The 17,811-nt window shown below is 68.1% G+C and carries 18 protein-coding genes; 16 read left to right on the forward strand and 2 right to left on the reverse strand.

The genetic code is table 11. The features are described 5' to 3' along the window. Positions 1 to 11 precede the first annotated feature (11 nt). The 3 genes from KIT89_RS01805 (at position 12) to rbfA (ending at position 3,576) form a co-directional block, all read left to right on the forward strand. On the forward strand, positions 12 to 290 hold the full coding sequence (locus tag KIT89_RS01805) for a YlxR family protein (protein WP_297602771.1): 279 nt from the start codon (positions 12 to 14) through the stop codon (positions 288 to 290). Between the two features lie 33 nt (positions 291 to 323). Beyond that, on the forward strand, positions 324 to 3,044 hold the full coding sequence (infB, locus tag KIT89_RS01810; RefSeq protein ID WP_297602772.1) for a translation initiation factor IF-2: 2,721 nt from the start codon (positions 324 to 326) through the stop codon (positions 3,042 to 3,044). 97 nt (positions 3,045 to 3,141) lie between these two features. After that, positions 3,142 to 3,576: a 30S ribosome-binding factor RbfA gene (gene rbfA, locus KIT89_RS01815; protein WP_297602773.1), complete on the forward strand. Its 435-nt coding sequence runs from the start codon at positions 3,142 to 3,144 to the stop codon at positions 3,574 to 3,576. On the opposite strand, the gene KIT89_RS01820 is transcribed toward rbfA, so the two are convergent. After that, entirely contained in the window at positions 3,577 to 3,933 is a 357-nt protein-coding gene (locus KIT89_RS01820; RefSeq protein ID WP_297602774.1) for an SdpI family protein, read from the reverse strand. A 165-nt stretch (positions 3,934 to 4,098) separates the two neighbouring features. Between KIT89_RS01820 and KIT89_RS01825 the strand changes: the two genes are divergently transcribed. The 13 genes from KIT89_RS01825 (at position 4,099) to KIT89_RS01885 (ending at position 16,217) form a co-directional block, all read left to right on the forward strand. Continuing rightward, positions 4,099 to 5,019, forward strand: coding sequence for a ribokinase (locus KIT89_RS01825; RefSeq protein WP_297602775.1), 921 nt, complete (start codon positions 4,099 to 4,101; stop codon positions 5,017 to 5,019). Then, the gene (gene deoC, locus KIT89_RS01830; protein ID WP_297602776.1) at positions 5,016 to 5,717 is read left to right on the forward strand and encodes a deoxyribose-phosphate aldolase; all 702 of its coding nucleotides are present in this window, start codon (positions 5,016 to 5,018) and stop codon (positions 5,715 to 5,717) included. Before KIT89_RS01825 ends, deoC begins: the two co-directional genes overlap by 4 nt. A 2-nt stretch (positions 5,718 to 5,719) precedes the next feature. Beyond that, a complete protein-coding gene (locus tag KIT89_RS01835) occupies positions 5,720 to 6,505 on the forward strand; it encodes a GntR family transcriptional regulator (protein ID WP_297602778.1) in 786 nt (261 codons plus the stop codon). Next, positions 6,502 to 7,452 (forward strand): nucleoside hydrolase, encoded by a 951-nt coding sequence (locus KIT89_RS01840; protein ID WP_297602779.1) that lies wholly within the window; start codon positions 6,502 to 6,504, stop codon positions 7,450 to 7,452. Before KIT89_RS01835 ends, KIT89_RS01840 begins: the two co-directional genes overlap by 4 nt. 229 nt (positions 7,453 to 7,681) lie before the next feature. Then, on the forward strand, positions 7,682 to 8,395 hold the full coding sequence (locus KIT89_RS01845; RefSeq protein ID WP_297602780.1) for an ECF transporter S component: 714 nt from the start codon (positions 7,682 to 7,684) through the stop codon (positions 8,393 to 8,395). A 62-nt stretch (positions 8,396 to 8,457) separates the two neighbouring features. Next, on the forward strand, positions 8,458 to 9,312 hold the full coding sequence (locus KIT89_RS01850; RefSeq protein ID WP_297602781.1) for an energy-coupling factor ABC transporter ATP-binding protein: 855 nt from the start codon (positions 8,458 to 8,460) through the stop codon (positions 9,310 to 9,312). 1 nt (position 9,313) lies between these two features. Continuing rightward, on the forward strand, positions 9,314 to 10,195 hold the full coding sequence (locus KIT89_RS01855) for an energy-coupling factor ABC transporter ATP-binding protein (protein ID WP_297602782.1): 882 nt from the start codon (positions 9,314 to 9,316) through the stop codon (positions 10,193 to 10,195). 8 nt (positions 10,196 to 10,203) lie between these two features. Next, on the forward strand, positions 10,204 to 11,100 hold the full coding sequence (locus KIT89_RS01860) for an energy-coupling factor transporter transmembrane protein EcfT (RefSeq protein WP_297602783.1): 897 nt from the start codon (positions 10,204 to 10,206) through the stop codon (positions 11,098 to 11,100). Between the two features lie 12 nt (positions 11,101 to 11,112). Next, on the forward strand, positions 11,113 to 11,895 hold the full coding sequence (locus tag KIT89_RS01865) for a nucleoside phosphorylase (protein ID WP_297602784.1): 783 nt from the start codon (positions 11,113 to 11,115) through the stop codon (positions 11,893 to 11,895). Next, a complete protein-coding gene (locus KIT89_RS01870) occupies positions 11,892 to 12,662 on the forward strand; it encodes a nucleoside phosphorylase (protein ID WP_297602785.1) in 771 nt (256 codons plus the stop codon). The genes KIT89_RS01865 and KIT89_RS01870 overlap by 4 nt, the downstream gene beginning before the upstream one ends. Then, the gene (locus KIT89_RS01875; RefSeq protein ID WP_297602786.1) at positions 12,653 to 13,966 is read left to right on the forward strand and encodes an MFS transporter; all 1,314 of its coding nucleotides are present in this window, start codon (positions 12,653 to 12,655) and stop codon (positions 13,964 to 13,966) included. The genes KIT89_RS01870 and KIT89_RS01875 overlap by 10 nt, the downstream gene beginning before the upstream one ends. Further along, positions 13,963 to 15,291: an MFS transporter gene (locus KIT89_RS01880; protein WP_297602787.1), complete on the forward strand. Its 1,329-nt coding sequence runs from the start codon at positions 13,963 to 13,965 to the stop codon at positions 15,289 to 15,291. Before KIT89_RS01875 ends, KIT89_RS01880 begins: the two co-directional genes overlap by 4 nt. Then, positions 15,288 to 16,217 carry a nucleoside hydrolase gene (locus KIT89_RS01885; protein ID WP_297602788.1) on the forward strand — a complete coding sequence of 310 codons (930 nt, stop codon included), beginning with the start codon at positions 15,288 to 15,290 and terminating at the stop codon, positions 16,215 to 16,217. The genes KIT89_RS01880 and KIT89_RS01885 overlap by 4 nt, the downstream gene beginning before the upstream one ends. Here the strand turns inward: KIT89_RS01885 and KIT89_RS01890 are convergent. Further along, on the reverse strand, positions 16,190 to 17,710 hold the full coding sequence (locus KIT89_RS01890; RefSeq protein ID WP_297602789.1) for a PucR family transcriptional regulator: 1,521 nt from the start codon (positions 17,708 to 17,710) through the stop codon (positions 16,190 to 16,192). The genes KIT89_RS01885 and KIT89_RS01890 overlap by 28 nt on opposite strands. Positions 17,711 to 17,811 lie beyond the last annotated feature (101 nt).

The following is a 17,811-nucleotide window of genomic DNA, read 5'->3' on the forward strand; positions in this document are numbered from 1 at the left end:
GAAGGGGTAACATGGAACCCGTCAGAACCTGCCTCGGCTGTCGACAGCGAGCGCCTCGATCGTCACTTGTGAGGGTCATCGCGCGCGATGGAGCAGTCGTGGTAGATGCCCAGGCTCGGTTTCCGGGTCGGGGTGCGTGGGTGCACAGCACTCGCGACTGCATCGAAACCGCCACCGTGCGGCGGGCCTGGGCCCGCGCGCTGCGGGTGGTGGGTCCGCTCGATGCGGCAGAGGTGATGATGTCCGTTTCACCAACCAGAGAACAGGCTGATCGGCACATGGACAACTAATGAGCGGCTCGAAATGAGTTCCGTCCAGAACTAATGGTCTGCCCCTGCCTGGGTGCGGACCCAGACAGGAGAATTGTGGCTGCGAAACCACGCGTGCACGAGATCGCGAGCGAACTCGGCATCGAAAGCAAGGTCGCCCTCGAGAAGCTCAAAGAGCTCGGCGAGTTCGTCAAGAGCCCGTCATCGACGATCGAACCACCCGTCGCGCGCAAGCTGCGCGCGGCTCTCGAAGCTGAGGGCATCACCGCCCCGAAGGCCGCCGAGAAGCCCGCTGAGAAGCCGGCGGCGAAAGCCGCGGCCAAGCCGGCTCCTGCGCCGGCTCCTGCGCCGCCCGCGGCTGCCGAGCCGGCACCCGAGGCACCGGCACCCGAAGCACCCGCGAGCGAGCCGACGGCAGCGCCCGGCACCGACGGCGACGCCGCGGCTCGGCCCGCTGCTGCTGCTGGCCAGCCGCGCCCCGGCAACAATCCCTTCGCCTCGCAGCAGGGCATGGCCCGCCCCGGCCAGTCGCGCCCCGGCAACAACCCCTTCTCGTCGACGCAGGGCATGCCTCGCCCCGGCGGTGGCGCGATTCCGCGTCCGAGCGCACCCCGCCCAGGCGCACCGCGTCCCGGCGCTCCGCGCCCGGATGGCGCTGGTCGCCCCGGCGCGCCGCGCGGCAACGCCCCCTACCAGCAGCGCACGGGCGGCCCCGGTGGTCGCCCGGCCGGCGCAGGCGGGTTCAGGCCCGGTGGCGCCGGCGGCGCACCCGGTGGCGGATTCAGCGGCCCTCGCCCCGGTGGCGGCGGCCGTGGCCGTGGCCCGGGTGGCGGCACCGCCGGCGCCTTCGGGCGCGGCGGCGGCAAGTCGAAGGCTCGCAAGTCGAAGCGCACGAAGCGGCAAGAGTTCGAGATGCGGGAGGCCCCGTCGGTCGGCGGCGTCAGTGTTCCCCGCGGCGACGGCAAGACCGTCATCCGTCTGCGCCAGGGTGCGTCGATCACCGATTTCGCCGACAAGCTCGAGAACGCGACGGGCATGAGCTGCCCTCCCGGCAACCTCGTGACCGTGCTGTTCCACCTCGGTGAGATGGCCACGGCCACTGAGTCGCTCGACGGCGCCACGTTCGAGGTGCTCGGTGAAGAGCTCGGCTGGCGCATCGAGATCGTCTCGCCCGAAGACGAAGACAAAGAGCTGCTCGAGGCCTTCGACATCGATCTCGATGAAGAAGACCACGAAGATGACCTCGTCATCCGCCCGCCCGTCGTCACCGTCATGGGTCACGTCGACCACGGAAAGACCAAGCTGCTCGACGCGATTCGCGAGGCGAACGTCGTCGCGGGTGAGGCCGGCGGCATCACGCAGCACATCGGCGCGTACCAGGTCTGGACTGAGCACGAGGGCATCGAACGCGCCATCACCTTCATCGACACCCCGGGTCACGAGGCCTTCACCGCCATGCGTGCTCGTGGTGCGCAAGTGACTGACGTCGCGATTCTCGTGGTGGCGGCCGATGACGGCATCATGCCCCAGACGGTCGAAGCGCTCAATCACGCGCAGGCCGCGAACGTGCCCATCGTCGTCGCCGTCAACAAGGTCGACAAAGAGGGCGCGAACCCGGCGAAGGTGCGTCAGCAGCTGACCGAGTTCGGGCTGGTCGCCGAAGAATACGGTGGAGACACCATGTTCATAGACGTCTCGGCGCTGCAGAACATGGGCATTCGAGAGCTACTGGATGCTGTGCTCTTGACCGCGGACGCCGGGCTCGACCTGCGCGCGAACCCCGCCCGCGATGCGCGCGGTGTCGCGATCGAAGCGAAGCTCGACAAGGGCCGCGGCTCGGTCGCCACCGTGCTCATCCAGGCGGGCACGCTGCGCGTCGGCGACCCCATCGTGGCCGGAACGGCCTACGGTCGCGTTCGCGCAATGACCGACGAGAACGGTGAGAAGGTCGAAGAGGCCTACCCCTCGCGCCCGGTGCAGGTGCAGGGTCTCTCGAGTGTTCCCCGCGCAGGTGACACGTTCATCGTCACCGACGATGACCGCACCGCGCGTCAGATCGCCGAGAAGCGCGAGGCTGCCGAGCGCAATGCACTGCTGGCGAAGGCCCGCAAGCGCATCAGCCTCGAAGACTTCACCAAGGCCCTCGAAGACGGCAAGGTCGAGTCGCTCAACCTCATCATCAAGGGTGACGTCTCCGGTGCCGTCGAGGCGCTCGAAGAGGCGCTGCTCAAGATCGAGGTCGACGACAGCGTGCAGCTGCGCATCATCCACCGCGGTGTGGGTGCCGTCACCGAGAGCGACGTCAACCTCGCGACGATCGACAACGCCATCATCGTGGGCTTCAACGTGCGCCCCGACACGAAGGCTCGTGAGCGTGCTCAGCGCGAAGGCGTCGACATCCGGTTCTACTCGGTCATCTACGCCGCGCTCGAAGAGATCGAGAGCTCGCTCAAGGGCATGCTCAAGCCCGAGTTCGAAGAGGTGCAGTCGGGTGTCGCCGAGGTTCGCGAGATCTTCCGCTCGTCGAAGGTCGGCAACATCGCCGGTGTCATCGTGCGCAGCGGAACGATCACCCGCAACGCCAAGGCGCGGGTCATCCGCGACGGCGTCGTGGTGGGCGACAACCTCGCCATTGAGTCGCTGCGTCGATTCAAAGACGACGTGACCGAGGTGCGCACCGACTTCGAGTGCGGTATCGGTCTCGGCAAGTTCAACGACATCCAGATCGGCGATGAGATCGAGACGATCGAGATGAAAGAGAAGGTGCGCGCCTAGCGCGTTCTCGGTGCGGCCCGTCGATCTGCGCGATCGGCAGGCCGCGCCGCCTCGAGCATCACCCGGTGCCGACAGCTACAGCAGTCAGGAGCAGCTCATGTCAGGCAACCCTCGCGCCCGCAAGGTCGCCGACCGCATCAAAGAGGTCGTTGCTCAGCGACTCGACAAGGGTCTGCGCGACCCCAGGCTGGGGTTCGTGACCATCACCGACGTGCAAGTGACGGGCGATCTGCAGCACGCGTCGATCTTCTACACAGTGCTGGGCACCGAGCAAGAGCGCGCCGACAGCGCGGCGGCGCTGACCGCGGCGACGGGGATGCTCAGAACCGAGGTGGGCCGCAACCTCAACACGCGCCTCACCCCGTCGATCGAGTTCATTCTCGACGGCATTCCTGAGAACGCCGCGTCGATCGAGGCGCTGCTGCGCGAGGCTCGTGAGCGCGACGCGCAGACCGAGTCAGAGGCCGCGACGGCGCAGTACGCCGGTGACCCCGACCCCTACATCAAGCCGCGCGAGCTCGACGAAGAGTAGTCACGCGTCGTCGGCGGCCTGATCGGCGACCACCTGCCCGCGCAGCCCGCCGCCGAACAGCGCCACGGCTGCCAGGAACATGACGGCGGCCTTCGCGATGATCCAGGGCAGCAGCAGGCCCGTGATGGCGAGCAGCAGTGCAGCGGCCGATGTGGCGATCACGATCGGCAGGGCAGCACGGTGCCCTGCCTCCCAGGCGACCGCGTTCTGCAGCAGGCTGTCGCTGCGATACCCGATCCATCGGTTGGGGCGCAGCCGGCCGCTGGCGGCGAGCCACATGATGGCGCTGAATCCGAGTGACCCGGCGATCAGAAACGCGCCGGTGAGCAGGAGGGCGTCTTCGCCGGTGATGTCCACGCCCCCAGAGTACGGGTTCGCGCGCGCGATCGAGCGCTGAGGTGCGCAGATGCGCTTCGTCTGCGCAGGGGTCTGCTCACCTGAGCAGATGCTTGCCGTCGACGCTCGAGTGTCAGTACAGTCACGACACCGTTTGTTCATAGTTGTCTACAGACAAGGTGATCGATGACGATCGCAGTTCTCGGCGGGTACGGCGTCGGAATCACGATGCGCGTTCCCCGCATGCCGCGGGCCGGCGAGACGGTCTCGGGCGGCGTGCTGAGCCGAGAGCACGGTGGCAAGGGCTCGAATCAGGCCATCGCCATCGCGCGGTGGGGCGGCAGCCCCGCGTTGATCACCGCGGTGGGCGATGACGTCGAAGGCCGAAGTGCTCGCGATCTGTGGGCGAGCGAGTCGGTCGATGCCACGGCCGTGGCCACGGTCGACGCCGCCACCATGGCGGGCGTCATCCTGGTCGACGGAGCGGGAGAGAACCGCATCGCGATCGCTGCGGGCGCGCTCGACTCTGTGTGGGGTGCACGAGTCGAGCCGCTCGCGGCTCACGCCCTCAGCGATGCCGATGCCCTCGTGATCTCGCTCGAGATTCCGCACGACGCTGCGCTGCAGTGCGCCGCGCTCGCGCGCCGGGCCGGCATCACCGTGATCCTCAACCCCGCCCCCGCCGAGGGGGTGCCGGTCGAGCTGTGGCAGAGCGCCGACGTGCTCGTGCCGAACCAGTCCGAAGCCCGCGCGCTGCTCGGTGACGACGGCGATGCTGAGGGCTCGCACGTGGATGACGACCTCGCACTCGCCCGACGACTCGCCGAGCGGGCGTCTGGCACGGTCGTGGTGACCTGCGGCGAGGCAGGCGCAGTCATCGCCGATCGAGCAGGGGTGCGCCGCGTCACCGCGCCAGCGGTCGCCGTCATCGACACGACCGGCGCAGGCGACACGTTCGTCGGCGTGCTCGCGGCAGAGCTCGTGCGGGGCGTCGACCTCGACGACGCTGTCGACACCGCGTGCCGCGCGGCCGCGCATTCGGTGACGCGTCACGGAGTGGTCGACGGCATTCCTCGTCGCGACGAGATCATTCGGGAGGTGGCATGACAGGGGCATCGGTCGATGCGCTGACGGGGTCGTCGCTCGCGAGCGTCATCCAGCACACGCTCATCGCGGCCGACGTCACGCACGATCGCGTGGTCGCTCATGCCGAAGAGTGCCTGCAGTGGGGCTTCAACGCTGCCATGGTCTCTGGCACCTGGGTGCGAGAGGTCGCCGCCGTGCTCTCTGGTTCAAGCGTGCTGGTCGCGTCGGCGCTCGATTTTCCGATCGTGGGCATCACGACCCCTGCCGGAAAAGCCGCAGAGGCAGCGCAACTGGTCGCCGACGGCGCGCAGCAGCTCGACATCGGCTGCCAGATCGGCTGGCTCAAGAGCGGTCGCTTCGACGATTTCAGAGACGACATCGCCGGTGTCGTGCGCGCGAGCGGGGTGCCGATCAAGGTCATGCTCGAGCTGCCGCTGCTGACGAAGCACGAGCGCGAAGCCGCAGTCGAACTGGCGATGGAGGCAGGGGCGGCGTATCTCAAGAATGCGAGCAGCGGCGCCGTCGAGATCGCCAACGCCGACAGCATCAGGTGGTTGGCCGATCGAGCACGCGACGGAGTCAGAGTGAAGGCCTCGGGGGGCATCACGACCACGGCCACGGTGACCGAGCTCGTCGAGGCGGGCGCCTCGCTCGTCGGCACGAGCGCGGGCATCGCCATCGTGCAGGGCACCGCCGATGAGATGACGCGGAGCTACTGATCATGGCGATCTTCGAACGGCGTCAACCGGCCGCGACCGTCGACCGCTCTGGGCCCACGGCGCTGCACACTCAGATCTCAGACACGATCCGCGCCACGATCGGTTCGGGGGCGTGGCCGGTCGGTCATCGACTGCCGGCCGAGCCAGAGCTCGCCGTCGACCTGAAGGTGAGCAGGGGCACGCTGCGCCGCGCGCTGTCGACCCTGGTCGACGAGGGGCTGCTCACGCAGAGTCCAGGCAAGGGCACCTACGTCATCGCCGTGCCCACCGCCCCGCGAGCCGAAGGCGAGCTGCGCGGCATCGCCGAAGACTTCGCCCGGCAGGGCCTGCGGTTGACCACGACGGTGCTGCGGGCAGAGCTCGATGTGCCCGACACCGCGGTCAGCACGGTGCTGCACGTGCTCGCCGACGAGCCCGTCGTGTGCCTGACGCGCGTGCGAAGCACCGACTCCACTCCCATCGCCCTGCTCAACAACTACGTGCGCGCAGATCTCGCACCGGGTCTCGAGAAACTCGACCTCGTGAGTCGCACGCTGTTCGAGCTGCTCGAGGTGCACTTCGGCCTGGCGCTCGCCTTCGCGCGTCGCGACTTCGCGGCTCGAGCAGCGACGGCCGAGGTCGCGCAGCACCTCGCGGTCGCGGTGGGCGCGCCCGTGCTGCACATGACGCAGACGGCATATCTCGCCGATGGCCGGCCCATCGAGCACTCTGAGGTCTGGATCGCGAGCGACGAGGTGCACGTGAGCATGGTGCTCGAGCGCCCGCAGAAATTCGAGGTGGCATTGTGACGACGAAGGTGATCATCGACTGCGACACCGGCTCTGACGACGCCGTGGCCATCATGGCGGCGGCGCTGCACCCCGCTCTCGAGCTCGTCGCCGTCACGACGGTGAACGGCAATGTTCCGCTCGAGAACACCACAGACAACTCGCTGCGCGTGCTCGATGCGATCGGCAGCACTGTTCCCGTGCATCCTGGCGCCCCTCGGCCGCTCATCCGGCCCGATTTCCCGATTCCGCGCGACGTGCTCAACGCGGGGCGCGAAGAATTCCAGAAGCGCAAGCTCGACCTGCCAGACCCGGTCTCGACGGCGTCGTCGCAGGGTGCTGTCGACACGCTCATCGCGCACTATCTCGGGGAGGACGGCCCTGACACGGTGCTCGTCGCCGTCGGCCCGCTCACCAACGTGGCCGCGGCCCTCGCGGCCGAGCCTCGGCTCGCGGCCCGTATTCCCCGCCTCGTGATCATGGGCGGGGCTCGAGGGTGGGGAAACGTCTCGGCCACGGCTGAGTTCAACTTCTGGGTCGACCCCGAGGCGGCGGCCGCAGTGCTGTCGGCGGGCATCGCCGATGTGCTCATCCTGCCGCTCGACGCGACGCACGATGCGGCACTCAGTCGCGCGCACTGCGATCGCTTCGAGTCTCTCGGCACGCCGGGTGCGGTGGCGACGGCGGATCTCGTGCGGCAGCGCATCGACACCTATCCGGGGTCAGAGCACACCCCCTTCGACGCCGCCCCCGTGCACGACGCTCTCTGCATCGCCGCACTCGTGCGACCCGACGTGCTGACTCACGTCGTGAGCGCCGCGACCGCTGTCGAGACCGCGGGAATCTTCAGTGTCGGGGCCCTCGTCATCGACGATCGCCCGTGGTCGCCACTGCCGCACAACGCTCGCGTCGCCCTGCGCGCCGATGCCGACATCTTCGCCGACGTTCTCATCGAGGCGTTCCGATGACGACACCCCTTCTCGGCTCCTTCGCCGTCGGTTCGACGGCCCCAGACTCCGACCGCCCTCACCTCAGACGATGGGTCGCATCCAGCGATCAGCGTCGGGGTGGTGCGGCCGAAGCGCTCCACAAGAGCGAACCCCGGTTGATCGTCGATGGTGACGCCTCAACCACCTCGAGTTCCGGTCAGCAGTGCTGCCGACCGGACGTTCACCCCCGAATCGAAAGGCACGGATCATGACCAACGCCCCAGTGGCGTCTGCTCCGAAGAAGAGCAGCCGCTTCAACCGCAACAACCTGCCGACGACACTCATCGTCACGCTCATTCCGGTGTGTGTGGCGCTCAACATCGTCGGCGGCTACATCGCCTCAGCATTGCGACTGCCGGTCTACCTCGACATGATCGGCACCGCGATCTCGGCGATCGTGCTCGGCCCCTGGTGGGGCGCGCTCGTCGGTGTTCTCACCAACACCGGCTCGGCACTCATCACCGGACCGGTGAGCCTGCCGTTCGCGCTCGTCAACGTCGTCGGCGCCCTGCTCTGGGGCTACGGCGTGCGCTCGTGGGGCCTCGGCCGCACGATTCCGCGGTTCTTCCTGCTGAACATCATCGTCGCCGTCGCGTGCACCATCGTTGCGGCCCCGATCATCGTTCTGGTCTTCGGTGGAGCGACCGGTGCGGGTGCTGATGCACTGACCGGAACCTTCCTCGCAGTCGGGCAGAACCTCGTGGGTTCAGTGCTCTCGTCGAACATCCTGACGTCTCTGGCAGACAAGATCATCGCGGGCTTCGTAGCGCTCGCGATCATCGAAGCGCTGCCGAAATCGTTGACGCAGAATCTCGACATAGTGAAGGCGACACCACTCAAGGGCGTTCTGCTCGCCGTTGCCGGTGTCGTCGTCGGTGTGCTGATCGTCGTCGTGTTCCTCGCCATCAACGCGGGCGCCTAGGCACGAACAACCCCGTCCGGGCGCGCGGCAGCAGTCGCGCGCCCGGACGCTACGGAGGAATCATGACCGAACCCATCATCACGTTTGACAACGTCACCTACAGCTATCCCGGCACAGAAGAGCCGGCCCTCGACTCCATCGATTTCTCTGTCATGCCCGGCGAGTACGTCGCCGTGCTGGGGCTCAACGGCGCTGGCAAGACCACGCTGGGGCTCTGCGTCAACGGCGTCGTTCCCACCATGCTCGGTGGCGAGATGACCGGCACGGTCACCGTCGCCGGCCTCGAGGTCGGCGAGTACGCCGTTCGCGAGATGGCGAAGGTCGTCGGCATGGTCTTCGACAACCCCGAGTTTCAGATGAGCCAGCTCTCGGTCGCTGAAGAGATCGCGCTCGGCCTCGAGAACGCCGGTGTGCCCTACGAAGACATGATCCGCATCATTCCCGAGACGCTCGAGCTCGTCGGGCTCGCGGGTTTCGAGAAGCGTTCGCCCCTCGGGCTCTCGGGTGGCCAGCAGCAGCGGCTCGCGATCGCGGCGGTGCTCGCCATGAGCCCGCAGATTCTCATCATGGACGAGCCGACGTCGAACCTCGACCCCATCGGCAAGCAAGAAGTCTTCGACATGGCGGCGACCCTCAACAAGCAGAAGGGCATGACCGTCATCGTCATCGAGCACGAGGTCGAGGTCATGGCGCGCTACGCCGACCGCGTCGTGGTGCTCGACCACGGTCGCGTCGTCATGAACGGCACGCCTCAAGAGATCTTCAGCCGAGTCGACGAGCTCGCCGCTCTGCACCTGAGGGTGCCCGAGAGCGCCGCTCTCGCCACGATGCTCGCCGAGCACAAGCTCTGGAAGGGCGAGATTCCGACCCGCACCGAATCCGCCGTCGACGCCATCAACTCACGACTGGAGGCCTGACGTGGCTAAGAAGACCCCGCTTCCCTCACCGACCGAGGCGCGCGCCAGCGCTGCCCACGCGATCGTCGTGAACGACGCGCGCTATGTGTACCCGAACGGCAACGTCGTCGCGCTCGATGGTGTGAGCGTCACCGTCGAGCACGGCGAGATTCTCGGCATCATCGGCCAGAACGGCTCGGGCAAGACCACGCTCACGAAGCTGCTCAACGGCCTGCTGAAGCCTTCGGCTGGCGAGGTCGTGGTCAACGGCATCTCGACCAGCGGGCGCACCGTGCAAGAGATGTCGGCGCACATCGGATACGTGTTCCAGAACCCCAATCACCAGCTCTTCGCCCGCACCGTGCAGGCCGAGCTCGAGTTTGGCCCGACCAACATCGGCATCGAGGGCGACGAGCTCGCCGACCGGGTCGCGCGAGCGGTCGAGTTCTTCGGGCTCGCTGACGTCATCGACGAGCATCCGTATCGCGTGAGCTTTCCGATCAGAAAGCTCGTGGGCATCGCGTCGATCGTCACGATGGAACCGTCGATTCTCATTCTCGACGAGCCCTCGACGGGTCAAGACCACCAGACCACGTCGATCATCAACGACCTCATGCGCAAGCTCGCCGATCAGGGCACGACGGTCGTCTGCGTGTCGCACGACATGCCGCTGCTCGCCGATGTGGTCAAGCGCGTCATCGTCATGAAAGATGCCCAGATCATCGCCGATGCCTCGCCGCGAGAGGTCTTCGCCGATAAGCCCCTCATGGCGCGCACCAACCTGCAGGCGCCTCAGATCACCGACATCGCCCTGCAGACCGTCGTGCCGCTGGGCGGGCCGGTTGCCCTGACCCCGTCAGAACTCGCCGACGATCTCGTCGCCCGACTCGGCCGCAAAGGCTAGGAGCCGTCATGTCAATGCAAGGAGCCCTTCCCGTCGCCCTCATTCCCGGCGACTCTGCGATGCACCGCATCCACCCGCTGCCGAAGATGATCTGGGTCGTGCTCTACGTCGTGGTGGCCTTCATGACGCAGAACATCATCCTGCTCTACAGCATGGCGGCCTTCGCCCTGTTCTTGGCGATCGTGAGCGGGGTGATCCGGCCCATGCTGAAGGCCGCGTTCATCATCGTGCCGATCGGCTCGTCGCTGCTGGCCCTGCAGCTCATGGCGCCCGCCGTCGAGCAGCCCTGGACCCAGATCGCCCAGTTCGGGCCGATCACGCTCTACGAAGACGGCCTCTACTACGGCCTCGTGCTGCTCGGCCGCATCGTCGCCTGTCTGCTCATGGCGCTCGTCGTCGTCATGACGACGCACCCGAGCGACCTCTTCACGACGCTGGCCAAGCTCAAGGTGCCGTACACGCTCAACTTCATGATGGCGATGACCCTGCAGCTGATTCCCGTGTTCCAGCGCGAGGTCGGCATCATTCTCAGCGCGCAGAAGTCTCGAGGCATGAAGGGCAACGGCTTTCAAGCGGTGCTGCCGAGCTTCGTGCCCGTCTTCGTCGGTGCCATCGAGCGCGTGCAGCAGCTGTCGATCTCGCTCGAGTCTCGTGGGTTCGGCTCTGCCGGCATCAAGACGTCGTACCGCCAGGTCAAAGGAAAGCCGACTGACTGGATTCTCGCCATTGTCGGCGTGGCAGGAGCCGCGACGCTCGGCACGATGTCGATCATGCGCGGCGGGTGGAACCTTCGCGACCTGCTCGTCGTCGAGCCCGCCACGGCCGTGATCGTCTGGACGGTCTCTGCCTCGCTCTTTCTCGGCATCATCCTGTTCGCGCTCATTCTGTCGTTCAAGCAGAGCTAGGAGGCTCACATCATGGCCGTCACCACACACGACGACCGGCAGCATCACATTCAGGTGGCACCCGGCGAGGTCGGACGCTACGTCTTCTTGCCCGGCGACCCCGGTCGGTGCGAGCCCATCGCCCGCTTGTTCGACGACCCCGTGCTCATCGCCAGCAATCGTGAGTATGAGACCTGGACGGGAACGCTCGACGGCGAGAAGGTCTCGGTCACCTCGACCGGCATCGGCTGCCCGTCGGCGGCGATCGCGATGGAAGAGCTCGTCAAGGTCGGCGCCGACACCTTCGTGCGCGTGGGCACCTCGGGCGCGATGCAGCCCGAGATCGTGCCAGGAGACCTCGGCGTCATCAGCGGTGCGATCCGCGACGAAGGCACCACGCTGCACTACCTTCCCGTCGAGTTTCCGGCAGTGGCAGACATCGATGTGACGCGCGCGCTGACGGTGGGCGCTCGGTCGCTCGGTCGCACGGTGCACGTCGGCATCAGCCAGTCGAAAGACTCGTTCTACGGCCAGCACGAGCCCGGGCGCATGCCCGTCGCGCCGCGACTGCGCGACCGCTGGGCCGCGTGGATGGCCGGCGGTGCGATCTGCTCTGAGATGGAGGCGGCCGCGCTCTACATCGTGGCCTCGACCCTGAGGGTGCGCGCGGGCGGCATCATGCTCATCCTCGGGCATCACGATCAATCGCCGATGACTGAAGAAGAAGAGGCGATGGGCTCGATGGACAACCTGCTGCCTGCGGCGATCGCCGGCATGCGCGAGCTCATCGCTCGCGACCGCGAGGCGGCAGCATGAGCGGCGCGCACGACCCCGAGGTGCAGTACCACCTGCAGCTGCGCCCCGGTGATGTCGGCCGCTATGTGCTGCTGCCCGGCGACCCCGGCCGGTGCGAACCGATCGCCGCCCACTTCGATGAGGCCCGCCTCGTCGCGAGCAACCGCGAGTACACGACGTACACGGGCACGCTCGACGGCGTTCCGGTGAGCGTCGTCTCGACCGGTATCGGATGCCCGTCATCGGCCATCGCGGTCGAAGAGCTCATCAAGCTCGGCGCCGACACCTTCATTCGCGTGGGCACCTCGGGGGCGATTCAGCCCGACACCCCCTCGGGAACCCTCGCGATCGTCACCGCGGCCATTCGAGACGAGGGCACCTCGAGCCACTACCTGCCCATGGAGTTTCCGGCCATCGCAGACCCTCAGGTGGTCGACGCGATCACCGAGGCGGCTCGACGCACGGGTGCGCCGTGGGAGCGCGGAGTGACGCAGTCGAAAGACTCGTTCTACGGCGAGGTCGAGCCAGAGCGCATGCCCATGGCGGGCATGCTTGCAGACCGGTGGGCTGCCTGGGTCGCGGGTGGAGCCATCTGCTCTGAGATGGAGGCGTCGACGATCTTCATCATCAGTGCGATTCATCGCGTGCGCGCCGGCGGCATCATGCAGGTGCACAACGACGCCGTCGGCGGCGAGATCGACCAGAACCGCGAGCACTTGCTCGCGACCGCGGTCGAGTCGCTGCGCGTGCTGATCGCTCACGATCGAGATTCGAGTTCATGGCCCTGACGGCCGACGCCGAGCGGCTCGCGAGGGTCGCCCCCGAGTATGTCGCCCGCATGCGCGGGCACCAGCGTCGCAATGTGACGCTCATGATCCTCGACGGTGCGGCCTTCGCGCTCGTGCTGTCGATGCTGAGCGAGACGACGATCATTCCGGCGTTCGTCGAGGGGCTCACGGGCAGTGCCGTGCTCGTGGGCCTCGTGGGTGCGATCTTCGCGCTCGGGCGCTATGCCCCGCAGCTCGTCGGCGCGCACCTGGCGCTCGGGCGAGAGCGGCGCAAGCCGCTGTTCGTGACGATCATCGTCGCGCAGCGCGTCGGCATCCTCGCCGTCGCGGCGAGCGCGCAGCTCGCGGGCGCACTCGACACCTCGCTCGTGGTGGTGCTGTTTCTCATCTCGTTCGGCGTGTATGCGGCGCTCGCCGGCATCATCGGCCCGGTGTTCGGCGACTTCGTGGCCAAAGCGGTGCCGGTCGGCCGCGGCCTGTTCTTCGGCACGGTGCAGCTGATCGGCGGGCTCTTGGGCTTCGGGGCCGCCCTGATCGCCGAGACGGTCATCCGTGAGAACGAGTTTCCGGTCGGCAATCAGATTCTCTTCTGGGCCGCCGTGGCGGGCTCGGTGGTCTCGCTCGTGCTCGTGTGCTTCTTGAAAGAAGAACGCCTGCCCGACCCGCCGCCGCGCCCGCCGTTCGTGCGAACGCTCGCGAGCATCCCGGGCATTCTGCGCACCGACCCCGACTACCGGCGCTTTCTCGTCGGCCGCCTCTTTCAAGCGATCGCGGCGGGCGGCATGGGCTTCGTCGTCGTGGCCGGGCTGCAGGGATCGACGCTCGTGCCCTCAGACGCGGCGCTGCTCGCGGCGGCGTTCATTCTGGCCCAGGCGGTGCTCGGGTTCGGCCTGGGTGCTCTCGGCAACGCGGCCGGCTGGCGCGTGGTCATGGTCGTCGGCGGCTCGCTCATGGCGGCGGGATTCGCCGTCGCCGCGGTGGGCGGTTCGCTCGTCATGAGCATCATCGCGATGGCACTGCTCGGGGGCGCGAACTCGCTCGTCTTCGTCGGCGACCAGAACATGTCGATCGAGCTCGCGCCCACCGGGTCGACGAGCATCTACCTCGGGCTCACGTCGACGGCCCTCGGGCCCTTCTTCATCGCGGGGCCGCTGCTGGCGGGCGTGCTCTCGCCCGTGCTCGGGTTCACCCCCGTCTTCGTCGCGGCAGCCGTGCTCGCCGCGATCGGGGCCGCACTGTGCCTGCGCGTGCGCGAACCGCGGCACCGCATCGCCGTCGACAGGCTCGACGAGGTGCTGCCGTGACCGTCGCCGCCGACGTCGAGCGCTTGCGGCTGCTCGCACCCGAGTTCGTCGAGGGCATGGGCAAGCACCGCCGCCGCAACATGACCCTGATGGTGCTCGAGGGCGGAACCTTCGCGCTCGCGATGTCGCTCTTGAGCGAGACGACGATCATTCCCGCGTTCGTGCAGGCTCTCACGGGCAGCGCCCTGCTCGTCGGGCTCGTCGGCGCAGTCTGGGCGCTCGGCCGGTATCTGCCGCAACTGGTCGGTGCGCACCTCGTGCTCGGCCGTCGGCGGCGCAAGCCGCTGTTTCTGGCGATCGTCGTCGCCGAGCGCGTCGCGATTCTGCTCATCGCCATCGCCGCCTCGCTCGCGGGCGTGCTCACGACCGAGCTTGTGGTGCTGCTCTTCTTTCTCGCCTTCGCCGCCTACTCGACGACCGTGGGGCTGCTCGGCCCTGTCTACGGCGACTTCATCGCGAAGGCGGTGACGGTCGCGCGAGGCTGGCTCTTCGGCCTCGTGCAGCTGCTCGGGGGAGTGCTGGGCTTTCTCGCCGCGCTCGGTGCCGAGCGCCTGCTCGCGGCCTACCCGTTTCCGCTCGGCAACCAGATCGCCTTCTGGGCGGCGCTCGGGCTCTCGCTGCTGTCGATCGTCTTCGTCGCCAACCTCGTCGATCACGAGTTTCCGGTGGCCGAGGCGCGGCCGCCGTTTCGCCGCACGCTCTCTGACGTGCCGCGCATGATCGCCGGCCACCTGCACTACCGCCGCTATCTGGTGGCGCGCGCGGCGATGGCGGCCGCGACCGGCGGGGTCGGGTTCGTCGTCGTCGCGGGGCTCGCCGGCCCCTTGCGAGCATCCGATGCGGCTTTGCTGGCGGCCGCCTTCGTGCTCGCTCAAGCGGTGATCGGGTTCTCGCTGGGCGTGCTCGGCAATCGCACCGGCTATCGACTGGTCGTCATCGTCGGGGCCGTCTTGATGGTGGTCGGGATGCTCACCGCAGCCGTCGCCGACAGCCTGCCGCTCTTCGCGCTGTCGTGCGCGCTGCTCGGCGGTGCCAACTCGCTCACCTTCGTCTGCGACCCCAGCATGTCGATCGAGTTCGCGCCTCCCGGCAGAACGAGCGTCTACCTGGGCACGACGCTGACCGTGCTCGCACCGTTCTTCATCGCCGGCCCGCTGCTCGCGGGGCTGTTCGTGCCGATCGTGGGGGCCACCGCGGTGTTTCTCGCGTGCGCCGCTCTTGCCGCGCTGGGCGGTGCGCTCGCGATGCGCTTTCGCGACCCGCGCGCGGGCGGGGCGCTCGAACTCGACATCGCACCGACCGAGACCGCTCAGGAGGCATTGTGACTCGACGACTCATCATCGACACCGACACCGCGGCCGACGACAGCTTCGCCATGCTCGTGGGCTTGCGGCACCCCGAGGCCAGGCTCGAGGCCGTCACGATCGTGGCAGGCAACGTCGCCTTCGACCAGCAGGTGCAGAACGCCCTCATCACGATCGACCAGGCGGGCCGGGGCGGCGATGTGCCCGTGCACCTGGGGGCGCGAGTGCCGCTGCTGCAGTCGTGGGTCGAGGCCAGCGCGCACGGCGACGGCAAGGGCAACCACGAGTGGCCAGAGCCCGCGCAGCGGCCGAGCGATGAGCGAGCGGCCGAGGCGATCGTGCGCATCGTCGACGAGAATCCCGGCGAGATCGACATCGTCGCGATCGGCCCCCTCACGAACATCGCCACGGCGGTGGCGCTCGACCGTGAGCTGCCGCGCAAGGCCCGATCGCTCTGGATCATGGGGGGCTGCGAGAACTCGGTCGGCAACATCACCGCCGCGGCCGAGTACAACTTCTACGTCGACCCCGAGGCTGCCCAGCTCGTGCTCTCGGCAGGCTTCGACACGACGATCGTCACCTGGACGGTGACGCTCGAGCGCGCGACCTGGAGCGACGAGCAGCTGCGCGAACTGCGCGACCTGGGCACACCGCTCGCCGAGTTCTTCAGCATTCTCGACGCACCGAACCTCGAGTTCAATCGCAGTGTCGGCATCGAGGGCAGCACGCACCCCGACTCGCTCACGGCCATGCTGCTCGTGCGGCCAGACCTCATCACGGCGTCGCGCGAACTCTACGTCGAAGTCGACACCCGCCCCGGTCTCACGCGCGGCTACTCGCTCATGGACGACCGTCCTGAGCGCAACGCGCCGAACGCCCGCGTGATCGACGACATCGACGCCGAGGGCTTCTTCCTGGCCTATCGAGAGCTGCTCGCGAGCGAGTGACCCGGCGTGCGCGTCGCCAGCGCCCACGCCAAGATGGCGACGTGCACGGTGACGGCTCGCGTCGGATCACTGAGGGCTCCTGCACCGAGCAGACGCTCGACCCGCTCGAGCCGGTTGTAGAGGGTCTGGCGCCTGATGGCGAGCGCTCGAGCGGCCGCGCTGCGGCTGCCGCCGGCGCGAAACAGCTCGGCGAGCGTGCGCAGCAGCTCTGACCCTCGCCGGGCGTCGGCCTCGAGCACGGGGCCGAGCTGCCTCGTGATGAAGTCGTCGAGCGAGCCCGCGTCATCGACGGTGCGCAGCAGGCGCAAGAGCGCGGTGTCTTCGGCGAGCAGCGCGCCGGTCGCTCCGAGCAGGGGGGCGATCGTGGCCCCGTCGACGGCCTCGCGCAACGACGTCGCGACTCCGCCCCAGTCGGCGACGGCGCCGCCCGCCGTGACCGAGCGGAACAGCTGCGTCGCACCGGCCGTCACGGCACCGAGGGTGCTGCGCAGCCCTGTCGGGTCGCTCGATGCCGCCACCGAGGTGATCATCGCGACCGACTGCCCGACGCGGCCGATCACCGCGGGGCCGAGCACGCGCGGCACCGTGTCGACGAGATGCACGTAGGCGTCGTCGAGGCTTCTGCCCGGCGCGGGGGCGCACAGCACCGCGATCAGCCGGCTCTGCTGATCGGCGACGACCCCGAGCGCTCGGGCACGCGCATCGAGCTCGTCGGCGCTGAGATCGTCGTGCAGCAGTGCGTGCAGCAACTGCTCGTGGGCGTAGCGTCTGGTCGGCATCGACGACCCCGAGCGCGCGAGCTCGAGTGCGATCGCCGCCGCCCCGCGGTCGATGACGACCCGATGGTCGGCGGTGACGGCGGCGGCTGAGCGAATCACTCCGCGACGTTCGCCGAACACCTCGACCGGTCTCTCGAGCTCTCGAGCGTTCGGCGGCACCGTTCCCGACGCGGCCACCTCTCGCCCCTCGGCGTCGATGAACGCGGCCGGAGCGCCCGTGAGCTCGGCGAGGGTCGAGAGCACGGCGCTGACTCCGCCGCCCTTCACGAGAACATCCATCAGGCGTCGGGTGGCCTGGTCTGAGGCGCGCAAGGTGAGCGACTCGGCGTCGAGAATCAAGCGGTGGGCAGACTCGGTGATGTCGATGAAGGGCACCACGCCGTCGAGCCTCACGAGGGCGACTCTCGAGCCGCGCAGCTCGTCGGCGATGACCGCCGGAATCTCGCTGAAGGTGCGGCCCACCTCGAAGAGCAGCGCGCCGACGTCGATCTCGATGAGCGACTGCGCGTAGGCCCGCATGCGGGCGTCGCTCGCGGCGACCAGACCGAGGCCCGAGGTCAGCAGCGCTTCGCCGCCCTTCAGCAGGGTGGCGATGTCGAAGATCTCTGAGGTGTGCACCCAGCGCACGTCGCGCTTCGGGTCGCCGCTCACCAGCCTGGGGTCTGCCGCCGCGAGGGCGGGCAGGGCCAGCAGTTCGGCAAGCGTGAGCGCCATGACTCCACTCTGGTCAATGCTTGACAGAGTGTCTAGCAACTGCGCACATGAGCGCGCGAAACACGACACAACGTCTGTTGTCGGGGGTGGCGGCGGTGGTG

It is taken from the genome of Microcella sp., assembly GCF_025808395.1.
In the GTDB taxonomy this organism is placed as follows: Bacteria; Actinomycetota; Actinomycetes; order Actinomycetales; family Microbacteriaceae; genus Microcella.

Coding starts and splice junctions, on each gene's coding strand:
- rbfA (WP_297602773.1), top strand. CDS start 3,142: ATGTCAGGCAACCCTCGCGCCCGCAAGGTCGCCGACCGCATCAAAGAG.
- KIT89_RS01825 (WP_297602775.1), top strand. CDS start 4,099: ATGACGATCGCAGTTCTCGGCGGGTACGGCGTCGGAATCACGATGCGC.
- KIT89_RS01805 (WP_297602771.1), top strand. CDS start 12: ATGGAACCCGTCAGAACCTGCCTCGGCTGTCGACAGCGAGCGCCTCGA.
- KIT89_RS01860 (WP_297602783.1), top strand. CDS start 10,204: ATGTCAATGCAAGGAGCCCTTCCCGTCGCCCTCATTCCCGGCGACTCT.
- deoC (WP_297602776.1), top strand. CDS start 5,016: ATGACAGGGGCATCGGTCGATGCGCTGACGGGGTCGTCGCTCGCGAGC.
- KIT89_RS01890 (WP_297602789.1), bottom strand. CDS start 17,710: ATGGCGCTCACGCTTGCCGAACTGCTGGCCCTGCCCGCCCTCGCGGCG.
- KIT89_RS01850 (WP_297602781.1), top strand. CDS start 8,458: ATGACCGAACCCATCATCACGTTTGACAACGTCACCTACAGCTATCCC.
- KIT89_RS01870 (WP_297602785.1), top strand. CDS start 11,892: ATGAGCGGCGCGCACGACCCCGAGGTGCAGTACCACCTGCAGCTGCGC.
- KIT89_RS01875 (WP_297602786.1), top strand. CDS start 12,653: ATGGCCCTGACGGCCGACGCCGAGCGGCTCGCGAGGGTCGCCCCCGAG.
- KIT89_RS01845 (WP_297602780.1), top strand. CDS start 7,682: ATGACCAACGCCCCAGTGGCGTCTGCTCCGAAGAAGAGCAGCCGCTTC.
- KIT89_RS01835 (WP_297602778.1), top strand. CDS start 5,720: ATGGCGATCTTCGAACGGCGTCAACCGGCCGCGACCGTCGACCGCTCT.
- KIT89_RS01865 (WP_297602784.1), top strand. CDS start 11,113: ATGGCCGTCACCACACACGACGACCGGCAGCATCACATTCAGGTGGCA.
- infB (WP_297602772.1), top strand. CDS start 324: ATGGTCTGCCCCTGCCTGGGTGCGGACCCAGACAGGAGAATTGTGGCT.